The sequence below is a fragment of the Pseudomonas sp. H1_A03 genome, assembly GCF_054685145.1.
Genome location: NZ_CP162829.1, coordinates 4151725 through 4172322, shown reverse-complemented (window position 1 = coordinate 4172322; position 20598 = coordinate 4151725). Strand labels below are relative to the sequence as shown.

Below are 20598 nucleotides of genomic sequence, written 5' to 3'. Positions count from 1 at the left end.
CGTTTAAAGGATATGCCCATGCACGCCCACCCCCTCGCCCCCGCCGAATTCGAATCGATCGAAGATGCCCTGCTCAAATACGGCGACGACCATTCCGTATTGAACCTGGCCGAACTCGACGGCTACTTCACCGCGCTGGTTTCCAGCCCGGTCCAGGTGGATGTGGCTGAGTGGTTCCCGGCCATCTGGGGTGGCCAGAACCCGGAATGGGACAACATGGACGAAGCGCAAAGCTTCCTTGAACTGTGCGTTCGCCATATCAACACCCTGGCCGAACAACTGGCGATTGATGCCAAGGGTTTCAAGGCCCGCTTCGATGAAACCGAACACCAGGGCCAAACCGTAACCCTCGCCGAAGAATGGTGCTTTGGCTACATCCGCGGCGCCGCCATCGGCAACTGGCCGGAACTGCCAGCCGTGCAAGCCGCAGCACTGGAGAAAATTTCCTGGTGCGCCGAGCAGGACAATTTCGAACTGCCGGCAGACCTGGATGTGCAGGCGCACCAGCAGCGTGTCAGCCAAATCGAACCGGCAGCGCGGGCGCTGCATGATTACTGGCTGACAAAACGATAATTTGGCTTTTGATCTTGATCTCAGGCGCCCCGTCAAACACGCTGGCCGAACGCAGGCTCGACAAGCACAGCATCTATACCCGATTATTCGAATCCGCCTGTCGGCCACTCCGTGCCACCTTGCCTTGAATCAGGAGCCCTGTACCTTGAGTTCGCAGAAAACCGTGACCGTTACACCGCCCAACTTCCCCCTCAATGGCAAGGTCGCGCCCCCCGGCTCCAAATCCATTACCAACCGCGCCCTCCTGCTGGCCGCCCTGGCCAAGGGCACCAGCCGCCTCAGCGGCGCGCTCAAAAGCGATGACACCCGCCATATGTCAGTGGCCCTGCGCCAAATGGGCGTAACCATCGACGAGCCGGACGACACCACCTTCGTCGTCACCGGCCAGGGCAAACTGCAACTGCCGGGTCAACCGCTGTTCCTCGGCAACGCAGGCACCGCGATGCGCTTTCTCACCGCTGCCGTTGCCACGGTTGACGGCACCGTTGTGCTGGACGGCGATGACTACATGCAAAAACGCCCGATCGGCCCGCTGCTGGCGACCCTCGGCCAAAACGGTATCCAGGTTGACAGCCCCACCGGTTGCCCACCCGTCACCGTACACGGCGTAGGCAAAATCAAAGCCAAGCGCTTCGAGATCGACGGCGGCCTGTCCAGCCAATACGTATCGGCCCTGCTGATGCTCGCCGCCTGCGGTGAAGCGCCGATTGAAGTGGCGCTGACCGGCAAGGACATCGGTGCGCGTGGCTATGTGGACCTGACCCTGGACTGCATGCGTGCCTTCGGTGCCCAGGTTGAAGAAGTCAACGACACCACCTGGCGCGTCGCCCCTACCGGCTACAGCGCCCATGATTATCTGATCGAACCCGACGCCTCCGCCGCCACTTACCTGTGGGCCGCTGAAGTGTTGACCGGTGGCCGCATCGACATCGGCGTAGCCGCGCAAGACTTTACCCAGCCGGACGCCAAGGCGCAGGCCGTGATCGCGCAATTCCCAGACATGCAGGCGACCGTGGTCGGCTCGCAGATGCAGGACGCCATCCCGACCCTGGCGGTGCTCGCTGCGTTCAACAACACCCCGGTGCGTTTCACTGAGCTCGCCAACCTGCGGGTCAAGGAATGTGACCGCGTACAAGCGCTGCATGACGGCCTGAACGAGATCCGCCCGGGCCTGGCGACCATCGAGGGCGACGACCTGCTGGTCGCCAGTGATCCTGCGCTGGCCGGCACGTCGTGCAACGCGCTGATCGACACCCACGCCGACCACCGCATCGCCATGTGCTTTGCCCTGGCCGGGCTGAAAGTGTCGGGCATCCGTATTCAGGACCCGGACTGCGTAGCCAAGACCTATCCTGAGTACTGGAAGGCTTTGGGCAGTCTTGGGGTCGTGCTGACCTACTGAGCGATCAGCGTCGGAATGGGGAGGCAGTGCACATGACGATTCGCCAACCCTGCCCACCTGGCGCTTGCGTCTGCGACCGCGACGACCTGCTGCAAGCGCCAGGTGCCGACTTGCGCATCCTCAACCTGACGCGTCAGGAAGAGAAGAAACTGCTCGACCGCCTTGAAGACCTCAAGAGCTTGCAAGACCTGGAACGCCTGCAACAGCTGATGTACCAGCAATTGGGCATTCGCGTGCATATCGCACCGGGCCACACCGAGGTCAAGAGCATGCGTGGGATCCAGATCGTGATCGACGAACTGCCGGGCATGTGCCGCAAAACCCGCCAATCGATCCCGGCCGCGATCCGCCGAGGCCTGGAGAAACGACCAGAGATCGCCTACCGCCTGCTGGATGCCCACGACCTGTTTCGCGAAGGTTGAATCAACCGGCGACCGTCTCGCTCTCGAACAGACCCTGGCCCACGGTCTTGGCCTTTTGCAGATGCACTTGCGCCCCGCCGCTTTCCGATTCCAGCATCAGCTGCGACGTCACCACCTGCGCGCCACAATAGTCGAAGATCCCGTAGTCGATCTGCGTGCGCATTGCCTTGGCATAGCCGTGTCGGTCAAACGCATCGTCATCGGCGGCGCCCAAGGCCAGCAGGTGCACCTGTAAGTGCCGCAGTTTCTTCACCACCGGCGTATCGGGGCTGTAGTCGATCGCCCACCCATTGATGAAGACGCGGTCGATCCAGCCCTTGAGCAGGCCCGGCAACGACCACCAGTAAATCGGAAACGCCAGCACCAAGGCATCGGCGCGGTCGATGCGCGCCTGTTCGGCCAGTACGTCGGCCGGTGGCGTGGCGCGGCTGCGATGGACCAGATGGTCGGCAGCGGTGTAGCGCGGGTCAAAACCTTCTGCGGCAATGTCGGCGATTTCGTAGGTGTGACCCGCGGCTGTCAGGCCAACGGCGACTTGGGCAGCCACGCCATGGGTGAGGGATTGCGGGTCGTGATGAGCAACAACGATGAGTGCGTGCATGACATTGACTCCCTTTGGGGTTACGCTGGGCTTAAGTTACGATTAGTAAGTTACTTTTGGTACATAAGCATGTCAAGCAGTGAATCCCCTACCCCACGTCGTCGCCTGTCCCGCGAAGACCGCCTGCGCCAATTGCTGGATGTGGCCTGGCAACTGGTGCGCGATGAAGGCACCGAAGCCCTGACCCTTGGCCGCCTGGCAGAACTGGCAGGGGTGACCAAGCCGGTGGTCTACGACCATTTCGTTACCCGTGCCGGGTTGCTGGTTGCGTTGTATGAGGATTTTGATGCGCGCCAGGATCGGGTATTTGCCAACGCCATAGCGGCCAGCAGCGCCACCCTTGACGATCGGGCCTGGGTGATCGCCGAGTCCTATGTGGATTGTGTGTTATTGCAAGGCCGGGAAATTCCTGGGGTGATTGCGGCACTCAGCAGCTCGCCGGAGCTGGAATCCCTGAAGCGCCAGTACGAGGCGATCTTCCTCGACAAGTGCCGCGCTGCGCTGTCGCCCTTTGGGCGCTTATCCCAGGCCGGTTTGCGGGCGATGCTGGGGGCTGCAGAGGCGCTGTCCCAGGCGGCAGCCAGTGGCGAGATCAGTCGTGAAGAGGCGCAGCAGGAGTTGTTGGCGACCATACTGGCGATGGTTAATCGCGGCCGCGTTTAGGTCATTGCTACTTGGGATGTTGTGGCGAGGGAGCTTGCTCCCGTGGCGGCCTGATAGTCGCTCGAGCCCTATCAGGTGTAAATGAGGTTCAAATGTGGGAGCTGGCTTGCCTGCGATCGCGGTGATTCTGCCACTGAAAGGGTGACTGACAAGGCCACATCGCACTGTAGTGAGCGGGCTTGCCCCGCGCTGGGCTGCGAAGCGGCCCCAATAAGGCCGCCGCGTTTTTTCAGGTAGAACGCGATATCAGGATTTAGGGCCGCTTCGCAGCCCAGCGCGGGGCAAGCCCGCTCACTACAAGTGCACTTGGGCCACGACAACAAGCGAGTCAGTGCCCAGCCACAAACAACTGAACCTTGCGCGCCAACTGATCAAGGTGCCGATCGCGCTGCTTTTCCGCATCCACCATCGCTCGCTTGCCGTGCTTTTGCAGCAGGTACGTATGAATCTGCCGCACTTCGAGCGAGTTGTAGATCGCTGCCACGTCCAGCACGCCCATCAGGCCATCGGTGCCATAGTCCCGCGTGTTCATCAGCACCTGGGTGCCGCGCGCGCCGCGCACTTGAAAGCCCATGCCTTCAAACGCCGGCACCTTTTCCACTGAGCACGCCAGCTCCGCATGGGGATAACGACTCAGCACGTCGCGCATCATCGTGCGTGCCACACCCTGGCGCCGGTAACCGACTTGCACCGCCATGAACGCGACGCCGCAGGCCTCGGGGTCGTCCTTCACTGGCAGAGACAGCACAAAGCCAATGACCTTTTCCGGGTCTTGCGCATCGGTCGCCACGACCAACTCGACGGCAATGCCCTTTGAACCGTTCAGCGCTTCCAGGTACAGGTGCACTTCAAAGCCGGTGGCGTATTGGTAGATGTTGTACAGCAGGTTGCTCGGCGGCAGTCCCACGCTGCTGATGTCGGTGAGGTTGTCCACCACCATCTGCAGGATCTGGCCATTTACAGGCTCGGGGCACGGTGTGGTGTAGCGGGTAAGGCTGAACATGCAAATTCCTGGGTTTAGCATCAAGGCAGCGGCGATTGTACCCGTTGCAGCCTGCACACCTCACGCAAACATCCGCGCAACCAGCGATGGGCAAGGTCGGCATCCAGCCTGGGGTGCCAGAGCATCGCCACGGTAAACGTGGGCAACGCCAGCGGCAGCACAAAGGTGTGCAGCCCTTCACGTTGATGGACGGTGTAGCGCTCGGGCACGCTGGCGATCAGGTCGGTGTCGCGAGCCAGGGCAATGGCGGTGGCGAAACCGGCGACGAGGGTACTGATCTGCCGCGTGAGGCCCATGGCTTCAAGTACGTCATCGATCTGCCCCCGCGCCTGGCCACGGCGCGATACGTAGACATGCTGGCCACTGACATAGCGTTCGACAGTCACCTCGCCCTGGCTGAGCGGATGGCCGCTGTGTACCACACCAACCAGACGGTCACGAAACAATGCCTGGGTCAGCACTTCCGGGCTGGCGGCGGGGTCGACCACGCCGGTTTCCAGGTCGACACTGCCTTCACGCAGCAACGCGCTGGCTTTATCGGTCTTGTTGATGAACCGCAGGCGCACGCCGGGTGCATCCTGAGCGATGCGGGCGAGCAACGCCGGGCCGAAGTTTTCGACGAACTCTTCGCTGGTACGCAAGGTAAACGTGCGTTCGACCTGAGCCATGTCCACCGATTGCACAGGGCGCAGCACCGCAGTGGCCTCCTGCACCAGGCGGCTGACCTGTTCGCGCAGCTCCACTGCCCTTGGCGTCGGCACCAAGCCGCGCCCGGCGCGCACCAACAACGGGTCGCCGGTGGTTTCACGCAAGCGTGCCAACGCACGGCTCATGGCCGAAGGGCTCAGGCACAAGCGCCTGGCCGCGGCGGCGACGCTGCCTTCGGCAAGCAATACATCCAGAGTGACCAGCAGATTGAGATCGGGCATCGGCGTTCCTTATCAGGCGTTACGCGCAGGTATTAACTGCAACCCATGCGCCTTCCGCCATGTTAGGCCACGCCGTAGATTTGCGACAGTTGCCTTCATTCAAGGATTCCCCATGCATAACGCCCCACGCGGCAGCCTCGTCAGCCTGTCGCTTTCCATGTTGCTGGCCTCCCTCGGCACCAGCATTGCCAACGTCGGCCTGCCCAGCCTGGCGCGGGCGTTCGATGCGTCTTTCCACGCCGTGCAGTGGGTGGTGCTGGCCTACCTGCTGGCGATCACGGCGGTGATTGTGAGTGCCGGACGCCTGGGCGACCGACTGGGCCGTCGACGGTTGCTGCTTGCGGGGCTGCTGCTGTTCGCCGTGGCGTGTGGGCTGTGCGGCATGGCACCTGCGCTTGAATGGCTGATTGTCGCGCGCGTCCTGCAAGGGTTGGGCGCGGCAGTCATGATGGCGATGGCGTTGGGGATGGTGGGTGACACGGTGACTAAGCAACGTACGGGGCGAGTGATGGGCTTGCTGGGCACGATGTCGGCCGTCGGTACCGCCATGGGACCCAGCGTCGGTGGTGTGTTACTGAGTGTCTGGGGCTGGCGCTCGATTTTCCTGGTCGGCGTACCGCTGGGGTTGGTGGCAGTCGCCCTCGCCTATCGTTATTTACCGGTCGATCGGCAGCATGAGCCATCGTCCACCGGCTCAAACTTCTGGTCGTCATTGCAGGACGCCTCGTTGCGCGCCGGCCTGGCCATGAGTGCCTTGGTGGCCGCCGTGATCATGGCCACCTTTGTGGTGGGGCCGTTTTATTTGTCCCGTGGCCTGGGGCTTGCGCCTGAGTGGATGGGCCTGGCCATGGCGGTCGGGCCGTGTATCGCGGCCGTGACCGGCGTACCCGCCGGCCGCCTGACCGACCGCCTCGGAAGCCGACGCATGACACTCGCCGGGCTGGGCGTGCTGGCCTGTGGCGCACTGCTGCTGTCATTCACCTCGGGGCTGTTCATGTACCTGGGTGCGCTGGTCATTCTGACCACCGGCTACAGCCTGTTCCAAGCCGCGAACAACACCGCTGTAATGAAGGATGTGCAGCCAGCGAACCGAGGCACTGTCTCCGGCCTGCTGAACCTGTCGCGCAATCTCGGCTTGATTGTCGGCGCGTCGGTCCTCGGCGCGGTGTTCGCCTGGGCCACGCCGGAGGTGACTCACGCCACCGCGCAATCAGTGGCCAACGGCCTGCACGTCACCTTCGGCGTGGCGCTGGGTGTGATCCTGCTCGCAGGTGCGATACGACACAGACATTGACAAGATAAAATCGTAACGACTATTGTCTGACAACCTGATCAACAAGGTTGTCCCATGCTTGAGCTCCAGCGCCCCGATTCGCTTGTCGTACGGGTTGTCAGCGCGATTCGCGCAGAAATCGAATCCGGCCAATTGCCGCCTGAGTCGCGCCTGCCCACCGAACAGCAACTGGCCGAACAACTCAACGTCAGTCGCTCCGTGGTGCGTGAAGCCATTGCTCAACTCAAAGCCGACGGCGTGATCACCGCCCGCCGTGGCCTGGGTTCATTTATCTCGCAGACGCCCGCCGGCACGGTGTTCCGTTTTCCTCAGCAGAACGGACGTCGCGCTGACTTGGCGCAAATGTTCGAAGTGCGTCTGTGGATCGAAACCACGGCCGCCTCGATTGCCGCCCAACGCCGCGACGACGCCGACCTGCAACGCATGAAGAGCGCCTTGCAGGACATGCAAGACAACCGCGACAACTTTGAAGCAGCGGCGCTGGCCGATGTGGAATTCCACCGCGCCATCGCCGACGCCAGCAAGAATGACTACTTCGTGGCCTTCCATGACTTCCTAAGAAGCCAATTGGCCAGTGCGCGCAAAACCGCTTGGGAAAACTCGGCATCGCGCTTTGCCAACGGTTCTGCCGACGCCACTGAGGAACACCAATTGTTGTACCAGGCTATTGCAGACGGCGACGCCCAACGCGCCGCGGCCAGCGCCGAAGCCCACTTGCGTGCGGCGGCGCGGCGCCTGCAACTGGAATTGCCTGCCACCCATTGACCGATTAACCCTTTTTACAGCGTGTCCCTGACACGCCATTTTTTTAACAAAACCATTAGTCTGACAACCTGATAAGCAGACCGAAATGTGCACGCTTGGGGACTTCACACAATGATTCATGACTTTTGCATTATCGGCGGCGGCATCATTGGCCTGGCCACCGCAATGGAGCTGCTCAAACGCCAGCCCGGTGCCTCGTTGGTGATCGTGGAAAAAGAATCGGTGCTGGCCAAGCACCAGACCGGCCACAACAGCGGTGTGATCCACGCCGGCATCTACTACGCGCCCGGCAGCCTCAAGGCCGACTTGTGCAAGCGCGGGGCCGAAGCCACCAAACAGTTCTGCACCGAACACGGCATCAAGTTCGAGGTGTGCGGCAAGCTTTTGGTCGCCTCAAGCCCACTGGAAATGCAGCGCATGGAAGCCCTGTACGCGCGCGCCCAGCTCAATGGCATGAAGGTCGAGCGCCTGGACGCCGAGCAGTTGCGTCAGCGTGAACCGAACATCGTCGGCCTGGGCGGGCTGTTTCTGGATGCCACCGGCATCGTCGATTACCGCCAGGTGTGCGAGACCATGGCCCAAGTGATCCGTCGCAGCGGCGGCGAGATCTGCCTGGAACGCACCGTCACCGCCATCCACGAAGACACCGACAAAGTCACCGTCAGCACCCGTGGTGAAACCTGGCAGGCGCGCCACTTGGTGGTGTGTGCCGGGCTCCAGTCCGACCGCCTGGCGACCCTGGCCGGGGTAAAGATCGACCACCAGATCATCCCGTTTCGCGGCGAATACTTTCGTCTGCCGGCGTCGAAAAACAACATCGTCAATCACCTGATCTACCCGATTCCCGACCCGGAGCTGCCGTTCCTCGGCGTGCACCTGACCCGCATGATCGACGGCAGTGTGACCGTCGGCCCCAACGCCGTGCTGGGCCTGGGCCGCGAGAACTACCGCAAGTTCTCGGTGAACTGGCGCGACGTGGCGCAATACGCCCGCTTTCCCGGTTTCTGGAAAACCCTCTGGCAGAACCTCGGCTCCGGCACCACCGAGATGAAGAACTCGCTGTTCAAGTCCGGCTACCTCGCGCAATGCCGCAAGTACTGCCCGTCGCTGACCCTTGACGATTTGCTGCCCTACGAGGCCGGTATCCGCGCCCAGGCAGTGATGCGCGACGGCAGCCTGGTGCACGATTTCCTGTTCGCCCAGACCCCGCGAATGCTCCACGTCTGCAACGCGCCCTCACCCGCCGCCACCTCAGCCATGCCCATCGGCGCGATGATCGCCGACCGCCTGTTCAAGCCCGAGTAACACCCGCCAATACGCGTCCATTTGACAATAACTATAAAGACCCAGAAGGAAGTACAGCATGACGGCATCAACCTCCATCCCCACCACGGAAACGCCCGAACAGACCCGCAAGCGCCTGCGCAAAGTTGCCGCCGCCACCATCTTTGGCTCGATGCTGGAGTGGTACGACTTTTACTTGTACGCGACCATGGCGGCCATTGTGTTCTCGAAGATCTTCTTCGATAACAGCGACCCGAAGACCGCCACGTTGATGGCCTTTTCCACCTTTGCCATCGGCTTTATCGCGCGTCCCTTCGGCGGCATTCTGTTTGGCTACCTGGGTGACAAGTTCGGCCGCAAGCAAGTGCTGGTGCTGACTTTCTGCCTGATGGGCGTGTGCACCACGCTGATCGGCCTGATCCCCAGCTACGCCTCTATCGGCATCTGGGCGCCGATCGTGCTGGTGTTTATCCGCATCATCCAGGGCCTGGGCGCCGGTGCCGAGCTGTCCGGGGCGGCGGTGACCTCCTATGAACACGCCTCCCAGGGCAAGCGCGGCAGCCAGGGTGCATGGCCGGCGCTGGGCCTGAACCTGGGCCTGTTGCTGTCATCGCTCACCGTGTACCTGCTGACCATCAACGGCAACGAATTCCTGCTGGCCGGCGGTTGGCGCATTCCGTTTATCTGCAGCATCGTCCTGGTGGGTGTCGGCCTGTGGGTGCGCAACAGCATTCCGGAAACCCCGCAATTCAATGAGCTGAGCAAAGCAGCGACCCAGGAAAAAGCCTCGCCCCTCAAGGCCTTGTTCAAGAACGACCTGAAGGGCCTGGCCGTGGTGTTCTTCGTGGCCATCGGCTACAACGCGCTGAGTTATATCTTCAAGACCTTTTCCCTGGCGTACCTGACCCAGTTCAAAGGCGTGGATGTGCACGTCACCTCGCTGTCGGTGACCATCGCCAGCTTGATTGCTATCGTCGCCGTGCCTTGCTTCGGCTGGCTGTGCGACACGTGGAGCAGCAAAACCGTGCTGGTGCTCGGCGGGGTGTTTTCGTTGCTGTTCGCCTACCCGTTCCTGGCCCTGCTCAACACGGGCGAAAGCCTGATGATCTACATCGCCATTGGCGTGGGCACCGGCATTCTTGCGCCGATGATGTTTGCCCCCCAGGGTTCGTTCCTGAGCCGACAGTTCCCCACCCAGACCCGTTCATCAGGCTTTGGCACTGGCCGCGAAATCGGCACGGCCATCGCGGGAGGCCTGGCGCCGCTGGGTGCCTTGTCGATGGTGGCGGCCTCGGCCACGCATTCCACTGATGGCGTTGTGATCATCCTCGCCATTTCTGCAGCGCTGGTGGTGGTGTTCGCTTTGTGCGATCAGGGCCGTAAACACTCGGCATTCAAAAACTAAAGGAAAAAGTTCGGACTAACGGGTGCATGGATGCACCCGGATCGCGCATCATGGGCACTTTCAAGCTCAAGGGTAACGTCCATGCGCGTTCTGTCATTGATGATGGGTCTTACGACGCTGGCCGCCACTACGGTGTTCTGCGCCAGCGCGATGGCGAATGAAGAAAGTCAGCTAGTCCAACAGATCAACCAATACCGCAGCCAGGTGCAACGCTGCGGTGACCAGGGTTCCCAGGAACTGCCACCGCTGGCCAGCGACACGCGATTGGTGCTGCCCGCCAACAATGTGGGCGACTTGCAGCAAGCGCTGGCGCGGGCCGCGTACCCGATGGTCAACGTACAGGCCATCAGCCTGTCGGGGCCCAAGGATGCGCAGTCAGCTATGAAGGCCGTGCGCGAAAGCTTCTGCCGTGTGGTGCTGGACCCGCAATTTGTCGACATCGGCGTGAGCAACAGCGGCCAGGACTGGCGCATCGTGCTCGCCCGCCCGCTGCTGACCAGCGGCCTCGGCGATTGGCAGACCGAAGGTAAGCAATTGCTCAACCTGATCAATACCGCCCGCGCCCAACCGCGCCAATGCGGTACCCAGGCGTTTACCGCGACCACGCCATTGTCCTGGAATGAAGACCTGGCCGGCGCCGCCAACAGCCATACGCGCAACATGGCCAACGGTAACTTCTTCGACCACCTCGACCACGACGGCCGTACCCCCGGCGACCGCGCCGAACTGGCCGGGTACACCGCGAAGACCATTGGCGAAAATATCGCGGCCGGCCTGGACACCCCGCGCAAGGTCGTGGACGGGTGGCTTGCCAGCCCGGGCCATTGCGCCAACCTCATGAACCCGCAATTCCGCGAGCTGGGTGCGGCCTATGCGATGGACCCGAAGAGTGACGCAGGCATCTATTGGACGGGGGTTTTCGGCGCGCAGTAAAGGCGGTACTGGCAGATTGAAATGCAGGGAGCATCAAATTGCCATCTCATGGATAATCCCGCTGAACTGGCAGCGGCCGTCCCGGTCTGTAGCTTGGCAGCCTGATGTCTGGGGCAAATGAATAGACCGAGGCAAACAAGGTGCTCGTGCAATGATGAAATGGCTGCAAAGCAGCAGCGACATGGCTGAGCGGGTTCGCCAGCATGATTGGGCGAAAACGCCCCTGGGGCCGCCGGAGCAGTGGCCGGACGTGCTCAAGACCACCGTCGCGTTATGCCTTGCCTCGAGTTTCCCCCAATCCATCGTGTGGGGGCCTCAACTGACCATGCTGTATAACGACGCCTTCATTCCGATCCTCGGCGATAAACCCGATGCATTGGGCCGCCCGTTCAGCGAAGTCTGGCGTGAGGTCTGGGCCGATGTCAGCCCTATCGCCAACGCGGCATTCGAAGGCCGTGCCACTTACATCGAGAACTTCCCGCTGCAGATCGAGCGCGGCATGGGTGTCGAACAAGCGTACTTTACCTTTTGCTACAGCCCCATCCGTGATCCCAAGGGCAATGTGGTGGGCATGCTCGATACCGTCACCGAAACCACCGCCACCGTATTCCTGAACCGCCGCCTGGCCGTGTTGGACGCCGTGGGCAGCGCCGTGGCCAATGCCACCGATGCGCAAAGCATCATGTCGATCACTACGCGCCTGCTTGCCGAGCACCTGCAAGTTTCCAATTGCGCCTACGCCGATATGGACGACGATGAAGACGGCTTTACCATTCGTGGCAATTGGGCCGCGCCCGGCTCGCCAAGCATCGTGGGGCGCTACAGCCTGGCCTCGTTCGGCGCAAGGGCGGTGCAACAACTGCGCGGCGGTGAACCGTTGGTGGTCGAAGACAATCGCATTGAGTTCGCCCCCGAGGTTGCCGCCAGCTATCAGGCCCTGGGTGTGCTGGCGACGGCGTGCTTCCCACTCATCAAGAACGGCCGCCTGACCGCCTTGATGGCCGTGCACCACAAAACCGCCCGGGCCTGGTCGCCTTATGACCTGGCATTGGTCGGCGAAGTCACCGAGCGTTCCTGGGCGCATATCGAGCGGGTGCGTGCCGACGCCGCCGTACGCGAAGGCCTGGCCGCGTTCACCGAGCTGAACGCTACCCTGGAACAACGCGTGCAAGAGCGCACCGCCGCCCTCACCCAAGCCGAAGCCGCGCTGCGCCAGTCGCAGAAGCTGGAAGCCATCGGCCAATTGACCGGTGGCGTGGCCCATGACTTCAACAATTTGTTGACCATCATTCGTTCGTCCGTGGATTTCCTGCGTCAGCCCGGGCTCTCCGAGGCGCGACGCCAACGCTATATGGGCGCGGTTTCCGACACCGTCGAGCGCGCCAGCAAGCTCACTAGCCAACTGCTCGCCTTCGCCCGGCGCCAACCCCTTAACCCGGAAGTCTTCGATGTCGGGCAACGGGTCAAGAACATCGGCGAAATGCTCGAAAGCGTCACCGGCGCGCGTATCCATGTACAGGTGCAACTGCCAGAGCAGCCTTGCTATGCGCGTGTCGACACCAGCCAATTCGAGACCGCACTGATCAATATCGCCCTGAATGCCCGGGATGCGATGGACGGCCAAGGCACCCTGACCTTGCACGTGGCCAATGTGGACGCGATGCCGCGCATCCGCGGCGATGAGCAAGTACGCCAACCCTTTGTAACCGTCTCCTTGGCTGACACAGGCAGCGGTATTCCGGCTGACACCTTCGAGCGCATTTTCGAGCCGTTCTTTACCACCAAGGCTGTAGGCAAAGGCACTGGGCTGGGGTTGTCCCAGGTATTCGGGTTTGCCAAGCAGTCCGGCGGTAACGTTGACGTGGCCAGCCACCCAGACCGGGGCACGGTGTTTACCCTGTACCTGCCCGAAGTCGCGCCGCAGGTGACGCCCCACACACCGACACCGACAGGCCAGCCACTGCCCCAAGATACGACCCAGCGCCATATCCTGATCGTGGAAGACAACCTGGAAGTGGGCCGCTTTGCCAACCAGATCCTGCAGGACCTGGGTTACCAGACCACCTGGGCCACCGATGCCGAACAGGTACTTGCGCTGGCCGGTGCGGATGCCCTGGCATTCGATGGGGTATTTTCGGATGTAGTGATGCCTGGCATGACCGGTGTGGCAATGGTCAAAGTCCTGCGTCAACGGCGCCCGGACTTGCCGGTGGTGCTCACCTCCGGCTACAGCGAAGAGCTGGCCGAAAGTGGCTATGAAGGCGTCGAGTTCCTGGCCAAGCCCTACTCCGCCGACCAGGTTGCGCGGGCGCTGAGCAAGGCAATGCTCTAGAAGCGGATAACATCGTGCGCTTCTGTGGCGAGGGAGCTTGCTCCCTGGCCACAGTTTGCTTTGCGCCCTGCGTCTACTCCGCCACCGCCACCTGATTGCGACCTTGCGCCTTGGCGCGGTACAGCGCCTTGTCGGCGGTATGCATCAGGCCGTGCAGGTCTTGGTCCTGGGCATGGGTGGACGCCACGCCCAGGCTGGCGGTCAACCCTTGCACGGGTTCAGAGGCCAGGCTGGAAATGGCCTTGATCAGTTGCTCGGCAATACCCCGCGCCGTTTCCAGCGAAGTATTGGGCAGCAATACCGCAAACTCCTCGCCACCCACGCGCCCATATACGTCAGCTTTGCGAAAGGACGCGCTGATCACCCCGCCAATCTGTCGCAACACCTGGTCACCGGTCTGGTGGCCGTAGGTGTCGTTGATTTCCTTGAAGTGGTCCATGTCCATCATCAGCGCACACAGCGGCTGCTGGTGATGGCGGCATTGTTCATACAACCGCTGGGCATGTTCGAAAAACGCGCGACGATTCATCAGGCCGGTGAGTTCATCGGTCTGTGCGGCGCGCGTGGAGATATTGTGGGCGCGTTCCATCTGCCGGGTCAGGCGAAACGCCTTTTCCAATGCGTCGGACAACTTGCGCGTGGCGCTGACGACAAAGGTGGAGAACACCAATACGGCGATGGCCACGCCCACTTGCATCGAAGACGGCTGGAACAGCAGCCACAGCGTACAGGGCAGCAGCACCAGGCCCATGGAGGCCAGGGTCATGTAACGATAAGCCGAGTAACAGGATACCGCGCTGACCGACATGCCCACGGTAAACAACATGACCAGCACCTGGGACAGGCGATCATCCGTCGGCATCACCGCCAAGGCGCCGAGGCCCCAGATCCCGGCGGAAAACACCAGCGTCATCCAATAACGGCGCTCCCACCGATCCGGCGTGCGCTCGGCGTTGGGGCAGCGAAACCACTCTACAAACATCTTGACGCGCAACAGCGATGAGCCCGCCAACACCACCAGCCAGACCAGGATGACCTGATGGTCAAACCGGTCCCAGCAGAGCCAGCAGAGCATGACCGCTGCCAGGAAACTGCCGAGAATGGCGGCAAATGACTGCCGAAACAGCTGGTGCAAACGGTCAGTTCGCACCTGCTCCTCTATAACGCAATCCTGGTCCTGCCCACGCCCAAGGCCATTCATGAAATCCGCCTGATCTGCTGCCCTCGACAATGGCGCTATTGTGGCACCCTGCCACTACCATGGACAACAGAATCCAGCACGGTAGAGCCTTTAAAGCGTTTCTGGCCGCAGAATCAGCACCCCAAGTGGCGGCACGTTCAACCTCAGCGACAGCGGTTGACCATGAAGTGGTTCATCCTGGGTAAACACCTCGCCACCGTTCCCATAATTGGAACCTGCGTACATGTCGGCGTCGCTGTTGATCACCTCACTCCAACGCCCGCCAAACGGCACACCAACTTGATAGCCCTCACGCGGCACCGGGGTGAAGTTGGCCACCACCAGCACCGGCTTGCCGTCCTTGCTCCAGCGCAGCCAGGCATAGACGCTGTTGATCGCATCGTCGCCAATCAGCCACTGGAAGCCCTGCGGCGCGTCGTCCTGCTCATGCAGGGCCGGCTCCTCCCGATACAAGCGATTCAAATCGCCGACCAGCTTCTGCACGCCCTTGTGTTCCGCGTACTGCAGCAGGTACCAGTCCAGTTGCTGATCGTGGTTCCACTCGCGCCACTGGCCGAATTCGCAGCCCATGAACAGCAGTTTCTTACCGGGGTGCATCCACATGAATGCCAGGTAGGCGCGCAAGTTGGCAAACTTCTGCCAGCGGTCGCCGGGCATCTTGTCGATCAGCGAGTGCTTGCCGTGTACCACTTCATCATGGGAGATCGGCAGGATAAAACGCTCGGACCAGGCATACACCAGGCCAAAACTCAGTTCGTTGTGGTGATGGGCGCGGTACACCGGGTCCTGCTGGATGTAATGCAGGGAATCGTGCATCCAACCCATGTTCCATTTGTAGTTGAAGCCCAGGCCGCCCTGTTGGGTCGGCTGGCTCACGCCCGGCCAGGCGGTGGATTCCTCGGCAATCACCAAGGCGCCCGGCACTTCCAGGGCCACCACATCGTTGAGGTGACGCAGGAAGTCGATGGCTTCGAGGTTCTCGCGTCCACCATGGCGGTTGGGCACCCATTCGCCGGCCTTGCGTGAATAATCGCGGTATAGCATCGACGCTACGGCATCAACGCGCAGGCCGTCGATATGGAAATGCTTGAGCCAATGCAGGGCCGAGGCCAGCATGAAGCCATGCACTTCAGTGCGACCCAGGTTGTAGATCAGCGTGTCCCAATCCTGGTGGAAGCCTTCCAGCGGGTTGGCATACTCGTACAGCGCGGTGCCGTCGAATTGCGCAAGGCCGTGGGTATCCGTCGGGAAATGCGCCGGCACCCAGTCGAGAATCACGCCAATATCGGCCTGATGCAGCGCATTGACGAAATAGGCGAAATCTTCCGGCGAACCGAACCGCGCCGTCGGCGCGAATTGTGACAACGCCTGGTAACCCCAGGAGCCGCCGAACGGATGCTCCATGATCGGCATCAGCTCGATGTGGGTGAAGCCCAATTGCTGCACGTAGGGAATCAACCGCTCAGCCAGCTCGCGCCAGTTGTATTGGCGGGCGACTTCGCCGGCCTCGTCCAGTTCGCACTGCCATGAGCCGACGTGCAACTCGTAGATCGACAGTGGCGCCGTGGATTTTTGCTTTTCAAGGCGTGACTGCATCCACTCGTGATCCTGCCAATCGACCTGCAGGGGTTCGGCAACCTTGGAGGCGGTGTCGGGTGGCAGTTGAGTGGCCAAGGCCATCGGGTCGGCCTTGAGCGGCAGGATCCCATTGGCGCCAAGTACTTCATATTTGTAGGCCGCCCCCGGTTGCAGGCGTGGGATAAAGATCTCCCACACGCCGGAAGGATGGCGCAGGCGCATCGGGTGACGGCGACCGTCCCAGACATTGAAGTCGCCCACCACCGATACGCGCCGCGCATTCGGTGCCCATACGGCAAAGCGCACACCTTGCACGCCGTCGACCGTGGTCACTTGGGCACCAAGGCAACTGCTGAGGTCGCGGTGATTGCCTTCGGCAAACAGGTAAAGGTCCATTTCACCGAGCAACAGTTGCTGGAAGCTGTAGGGGTCTTCGGTGATCTGTTCACCCCCGGCCCACTGGATTTTCAACAGGTACGCCTGGCGTGTAGCGAAGTGCCCGACAAACAACCCCGGCACCTGGCTCGCGTCCAGGCTGCCGATCTGCTCGCCACTGTCACGCGCCAGTACCTGGACGCTCAAGGCCTCCGGCAGGAAGGCGCGGATAAACTGGCCGCCGTGCTCATCATCATGTGGCCCGAGAACCGAGAACGGGTCATGGTGTTCGGCGCGTACCAGTGCGTCGACGTCCTTGGACGCCGGCAGTGCAGTCAACTTCGGTTGCAGCGGTTCTTTATGTATAAAGCTCATGACGATTCCCCACCGCGTGCAGTTTTCGATATTGGTGTCAGCCCACTCAACAGGCCGTGTAACCCTTGCAAGGGCACCGGCAACCAGGTCGGGCGGTTTTCCGCTTCGTAAGCCACTTCATACGCGGCCTTCTCCAGGCTGAACAAGGTCAGCGCTGCGTCCTGGCCTTTGGCATCCTGCCAGTCATGCGCCAGTGTAGACGTCGCTGACTGATAAGCCTGGATAAAGGCCTGGCGTGCTTCTTTCAGGTAACGGTCGGTCACACGCTTGCGCGATATGTCCGCTTCGGGTGAGTGATCCACCCCTTGTACATTCAACGCCATGGCCGCCGCGTAATCGAAGGAGCGCAACACGCCGCTTACATCTTTATACGGGCTGTGCTTGCCACGTCGTTCGTGCAGCGGTCGTGCCGGTTCGCCTTCAAAGTCGATCAGGTAGGCATCGCCCTTCACCACCAGCACCTGGCCCAGGTGCAAATCACCATGGACGCGGATGCGCAACCCGCCTGCCGTGGCTTTCGCCAGGGCTTGAACATGGCTGGCGATGGCCTTTTTCTGCGCCAGCAAATCACTGACCAGCGCTTGATCCGCAGGGTTCAAATGGTTTTGATGCAGCTTTAGCAACTGCAGCGCGCGGTCCAGCTGCGCGCCGACATCCTTGGCCCAGGCCTGGGTGTCTTTAACCGTGGTCACTTCGGGCTTGAAGTCTTTGTCTGTGGTTTTTGCACCCAGCACCACGTGCATTTCACCCAGGCGCTGGCCGAGCAATCCGGCAAAGTCGGCCAGTTCGCCCAGGGCGTTGTAGTGCTGTTCCTGCTCCGAGATGGCTTCGGCAAGCTCGTCGCGGATCGCCCGTTCCAGGTTGTTCTGCGTCCAGCTCCATGCATCGCCCTGGTTGCTCAGGTAACCCTGGGCAATCATCAGCAAGTTGTCTTGGCCGTCGGCGTCGCGGCGAATTACCGAACCCAGCAACGGCGAAATATTCGGGTAGTCGGCTGCGGTGAGGTAGGCGCTCATTTCCAGCTCCGGGTGCACACCGGCGCTGACTTTGCGGATCAGCTTGAGCACCAGGCCCTCGCCCACCACCACTGAGCTGTTGGACTGCTCGGCGGACAAATAGCGCACTTGTACTTCGTCTGTCAGTTGCAGTGCGTCCAGATGTTTGGTGGCTTCAAACCGCAGATCGCCTTCGCTGGAGTTCAGCACCGTGCCGGCCTGCAGGCCCTGGATCACCGCGCGGATAAAGTGCTCAAGGCTGAACGCGTCGGTCACCAGGCCCACTTCGCGCACCCGACGCACCCGGGCCATCGCGAGTTGCTGCGGCAATGCGCTGGTGAATTGGTCTTCACCGAGGAAGCCAAACGGCAATTGATAGCGACTGACTTGACAGCCCGCGGTCACCTCCAGCTCGCTGAGCAAAACCGGGTGTTGCGGGTCGCCAAAACGTACCCCGTAGGCAATGCGCACGCTGTCGATAGCCGTGTCTTTACCAGCAAACCAACGGCGCTTGGGCAGCCAGGCCGGGAGCGCGGTCTGCTCCAGCGAGGTGCGGCAGGGTTCTTCCAACAGTTCTTCCATACGCTTTTTCAGTACCAGTGTGGTGAAGTCCGGCATGCCTTGAACAGGCTCCACATGCCAGCTGGGCATTTGATTCTCGGCCGCCAATACAAACCAATAGAAACCATAAGGTGCCAGGGTCAGCAGGAAATTCAGTTGGCCGATGGGCGGGAAGGCATTGCAGCCGAGCATCTCCACCGGGACCATGCCAGCAAACGCCGACAGGTCCAGCTCCGCCGCCTGGGCACTGCGCGACACGTTGGCCACGCACAGGATGATCTCGTGGCGCCCGTCTTCGCCGGTGAATTCGCGGGTATACGCGAGGATGCGGCGGTTGCTCGGCGAGAGCATTTTCAAGCTGCCACGGCCAAACGCCTTGGACTGCTTGCGCACCGCCAGCATGCGCCGGGTCCAGTTGAGCAACGAATGCGGGTCCTGGGCCTGGGTCTCGACGTTGACCGACTGATAGCCATATTGCGGGTCCATGATCGGCGGCAGCACCAGGCTGGCCGGGTCGGCGCGGGAAAAGCCGCCGTTGCGGTCGATGGACCATTGCATCGGCGTACGCACGCCATCGCGGTCGCCGAGGTAGATGTTGTCGCCCATGCCGATTTCATCGCCGTAATACAGGGTCGGCGTGCCAGGCATCGACAACAACAGGCTGTTGAGCAGCTCGACACGGCGACGGTCTCGCTCCATCAACGGCGCCAGGCGACGGCGAATGCCCAGGTTGATGCGCGCGCGACGGTCGGCGGCGTAGTAATTCCACAGGTAATCGCGTTCTTTGTCGGTGACCATTTCCAGGGTCAGCTCATCATGGTTGCGCAGGAAGATCGCCCACTGGCAATTGGCGGGAATCTCCGGCGTCTGGCGCAGGATGTCGGTGATCGGGAAGCGATCTTCCTGGGCCAGCGCCATGTACATGCGTGGCATCAACGGGAAGTGGAAGGCCATATGGCATTCGTCGCCGTCGTCGCCCTTTTTGTCACCGAAATACAGCTGCGTATCTTCCGGCCACTGGTTGGCTTCGGCCAGCAGCATGCGGTCCGGGTAATGCGCATCGATCTCCGCACGGATCTGTTTGAGCACATCGTGGGTTTCGGGAAGGTTTTCGTTGTTGGTGCCGTCGCGTTCGATCAGGTACGGGATGGCATCCAGGCGCAGGCCGTCAATGCCCATGTCCAGCCAGTAACGCATCACCGACAGCACGGCTTTCATCACTTGCGGGTTGTCGAAGTTGAGGTCCGGCTGGTGGGAATAGAAGCGGTGCCAGAAGTACTGGCCGGCGACCGGGTCCCAGGTCCAGTTGGATTTCTCGGTGTCGAGAAAGATGATGCGCGTACCGTCGTATTTCTGGTCGTCATCCGACCATACGTAGAAGTCCCGCGCCGCCGAGCCCGGCTTGGCCTTGCGCGCACGCTGGAACCAAGGGTGCTGGTCGGAGGTGTGGTTGATCACCAGCTCGGTGATCACTCGCAGCCCGCGCTTGTGCGCCTCGGCGATGAAGCGCTTGGCGTCGGCCATGGTCCCGTAATCGCTGTGCACGCCCCGGTATTCGGCGATGTCGTAGCCGTCATCACGGCGTGGCGAAGGATAGAACGGCAGCAGCCAGATGGTGTTTACACCCAGGTCGGCGATGTAGTCGAGCTTGGCGATCAGCCCGGGGAAGTCACCGATGCCGTCGTTGTTGGAGTCGAAATAGGATTTGACATGAACTTGGTAAATCACCGCGTCTTTGTACCAGAGCGGGTCTTTGATAAAGGTGGCAGCGTTGGGTTTCTTCGCCATTGGAAACTCCTGGAAATTCTGAAAAAACCGGCTGAATGAACGCGGTTTAATGTGGGAGCTGGCTTACCTGCGATAAGGGTGTGTCAGCACAGCACGTGTTGACTGATGTACCGCTATCG

Annotated in this window: 16 protein-coding genes; 10 read left to right on the top strand and 6 right to left on the bottom strand. The window is 61.4% G+C overall.

What is annotated here, in order from left to right:
* Positions 1-18: 18 nt before the first annotated feature.
* From AB4O35_RS19440 to AB4O35_RS19430, 3 genes are all read left to right on the top strand, one after another.
* Positions 19-573, top strand: coding sequence for a UPF0149 family protein (locus AB4O35_RS19440; protein ID WP_065889760.1), 555 nt, complete (start codon positions 19-21; stop codon positions 571-573).
* 145 nt (positions 574-718) lie between these two features.
* Complete coding sequence (locus AB4O35_RS19435; RefSeq protein ID WP_065881505.1) at positions 719-1975, top strand: 3-phosphoshikimate 1-carboxyvinyltransferase; 1257 nt, start codon at positions 719-721, stop codon at positions 1973-1975.
* Positions 1976-2007: 32 nt separating this feature from the next.
* Positions 2008-2397, top strand: coding sequence for a hypothetical protein (locus AB4O35_RS19430; RefSeq protein ID WP_065876302.1), 390 nt, complete (start codon positions 2008-2010; stop codon positions 2395-2397).
* Position 2398: 1 nt separating this feature from the next.
* On the opposite strand, the gene AB4O35_RS19425 is transcribed toward AB4O35_RS19430, so the two are convergent.
* The gene (locus AB4O35_RS19425; protein ID WP_065889758.1) at positions 2399-2998 is read right to left on the bottom strand and encodes an NAD(P)H-dependent oxidoreductase; all 600 of its coding nucleotides are present in this window, start codon (positions 2996-2998) and stop codon (positions 2399-2401) included.
* Between the two features lie 69 nt (positions 2999-3067).
* Here AB4O35_RS19425 and AB4O35_RS19420 point away from each other — a divergent pair, with 69 nt between their 5' ends.
* Positions 3068-3661, top strand: coding sequence for a TetR/AcrR family transcriptional regulator (locus tag AB4O35_RS19420; RefSeq protein ID WP_065881508.1), 594 nt, complete (start codon positions 3068-3070; stop codon positions 3659-3661).
* 328 nt (positions 3662-3989) lie between these two features.
* Here the strand turns inward: AB4O35_RS19420 and AB4O35_RS19415 are convergent, their stop codons facing one another.
* Both AB4O35_RS19415 and AB4O35_RS19410 read right to left on the bottom strand, forming a co-directional pair.
* Positions 3990-4664 carry a GNAT family N-acetyltransferase gene (locus tag AB4O35_RS19415; protein WP_065881509.1) on the bottom strand — a complete coding sequence of 225 codons (675 nt, stop codon included), beginning with the start codon at positions 4662-4664 and terminating at the stop codon, positions 3990-3992.
* A gap of 20 nt (positions 4665-4684) precedes the next feature.
* Entirely contained in the window at positions 4685-5593 is a 909-nt protein-coding gene (locus tag AB4O35_RS19410) for a LysR family transcriptional regulator (protein ID WP_065881511.1), read from the bottom strand.
* Between the two features lie 112 nt (positions 5594-5705).
* Here AB4O35_RS19410 and AB4O35_RS19405 point away from each other — a divergent pair, with 112 nt between their 5' ends.
* The 6 genes from AB4O35_RS19405 to AB4O35_RS19380 all read left to right on the top strand — a co-directional run bounded on the left by AB4O35_RS19405 (position 5706) and on the right by AB4O35_RS19380 (position 13606).
* Positions 5706-6887, top strand: coding sequence for an MFS transporter (locus tag AB4O35_RS19405; RefSeq protein WP_065881513.1), 1182 nt, complete (start codon positions 5706-5708; stop codon positions 6885-6887).
* A gap of 54 nt (positions 6888-6941) precedes the next feature.
* Complete coding sequence (locus AB4O35_RS19400; RefSeq protein ID WP_065876308.1) at positions 6942-7652, top strand: FadR/GntR family transcriptional regulator; 711 nt, start codon at positions 6942-6944, stop codon at positions 7650-7652.
* Between the two features lie 111 nt (positions 7653-7763).
* A complete protein-coding gene (gene lhgO / locus AB4O35_RS19395) occupies positions 7764-8957 on the top strand; it encodes an L-2-hydroxyglutarate oxidase (protein ID WP_065876309.1) in 1194 nt (397 codons plus the stop codon).
* 58 nt (positions 8958-9015) lie between these two features.
* Positions 9016-10341, top strand: a complete 1326-nt coding sequence (locus AB4O35_RS19390; RefSeq protein WP_065881514.1) for an MFS transporter — start codon at positions 9016-9018, stop codon at positions 10339-10341.
* A gap of 81 nt (positions 10342-10422) precedes the next feature.
* Positions 10423-11274, top strand: coding sequence for a CAP domain-containing protein (locus tag AB4O35_RS19385; RefSeq protein ID WP_065876311.1), 852 nt, complete (start codon positions 10423-10425; stop codon positions 11272-11274).
* Positions 11275-11425: 151 nt separating this feature from the next.
* Positions 11426-13606, top strand: a complete 2181-nt coding sequence (locus AB4O35_RS19380; RefSeq protein WP_065946395.1) for an ATP-binding protein — start codon at positions 11426-11428, stop codon at positions 13604-13606.
* 73 nt (positions 13607-13679) lie between these two features.
* Here the strand turns inward: AB4O35_RS19380 and AB4O35_RS19375 are convergent, their stop codons facing one another.
* The 3 genes from AB4O35_RS19375 to treS all read right to left on the bottom strand — a co-directional run bounded on the left by AB4O35_RS19375 (position 13680) and on the right by treS (position 20479).
* Complete coding sequence (locus AB4O35_RS19375; protein WP_083207214.1) at positions 13680-14807, bottom strand: GGDEF domain-containing protein; 1128 nt, start codon at positions 14805-14807, stop codon at positions 13680-13682.
* A 90-nt stretch (positions 14808-14897) separates the two neighbouring features.
* Positions 14898-17135 carry a 1,4-alpha-glucan branching protein GlgB gene (gene glgB / locus AB4O35_RS19370; RefSeq protein WP_065946396.1) on the bottom strand — a complete coding sequence of 746 codons (2238 nt, stop codon included), beginning with the start codon at positions 17133-17135 and terminating at the stop codon, positions 14898-14900.
* Entirely contained in the window at positions 17132-20479 is a 3348-nt protein-coding gene (gene treS / locus AB4O35_RS19365) for a maltose alpha-D-glucosyltransferase (protein WP_460149193.1), read from the bottom strand. The genes glgB and treS overlap by 4 nt, the downstream gene beginning before the upstream one ends.
* Between the last annotated feature and the right edge of the window lie 119 nt (positions 20480-20598).

Coding starts and splice junctions, on each gene's coding strand:
- AB4O35_RS19405 (WP_065881513.1), top strand. CDS start 5,706: ATGCATAACGCCCCACGCGGCAGCCTCGTCAGCCTGTCGCTTTCCATG.
- AB4O35_RS19415 (WP_065881509.1), bottom strand. CDS start 4,664: ATGTTCAGCCTTACCCGCTACACCACACCGTGCCCCGAGCCTGTAAAT.
- AB4O35_RS19420 (WP_065881508.1), top strand. CDS start 3,068: ATGTCAAGCAGTGAATCCCCTACCCCACGTCGTCGCCTGTCCCGCGAA.
- AB4O35_RS19425 (WP_065889758.1), bottom strand. CDS start 2,998: ATGCACGCACTCATCGTTGTTGCTCATCACGACCCGCAATCCCTCACC.
- AB4O35_RS19375 (WP_083207214.1), bottom strand. CDS start 14,807: ATGAATGGCCTTGGGCGTGGGCAGGACCAGGATTGCGTTATAGAGGAG.
- AB4O35_RS19400 (WP_065876308.1), top strand. CDS start 6,942: ATGCTTGAGCTCCAGCGCCCCGATTCGCTTGTCGTACGGGTTGTCAGC.
- glgB (WP_065946396.1), bottom strand. CDS start 17,135: ATGAGCTTTATACATAAAGAACCGCTGCAACCGAAGTTGACTGCACTG.
- lhgO (WP_065876309.1), top strand. CDS start 7,764: ATGATTCATGACTTTTGCATTATCGGCGGCGGCATCATTGGCCTGGCC.
- AB4O35_RS19440 (WP_065889760.1), top strand. CDS start 19: ATGCACGCCCACCCCCTCGCCCCCGCCGAATTCGAATCGATCGAAGAT.
- treS (WP_460149193.1), bottom strand. CDS start 20,479: ATGGCGAAGAAACCCAACGCTGCCACCTTTATCAAAGACCCGCTCTGG.
- AB4O35_RS19430 (WP_065876302.1), top strand. CDS start 2,008: ATGACGATTCGCCAACCCTGCCCACCTGGCGCTTGCGTCTGCGACCGC.
- AB4O35_RS19380 (WP_065946395.1), top strand. CDS start 11,426: ATGATGAAATGGCTGCAAAGCAGCAGCGACATGGCTGAGCGGGTTCGC.
- AB4O35_RS19385 (WP_065876311.1), top strand. CDS start 10,423: ATGCGCGTTCTGTCATTGATGATGGGTCTTACGACGCTGGCCGCCACT.
- AB4O35_RS19410 (WP_065881511.1), bottom strand. CDS start 5,593: ATGCCCGATCTCAATCTGCTGGTCACTCTGGATGTATTGCTTGCCGAA.
- AB4O35_RS19390 (WP_065881514.1), top strand. CDS start 9,016: ATGACGGCATCAACCTCCATCCCCACCACGGAAACGCCCGAACAGACC.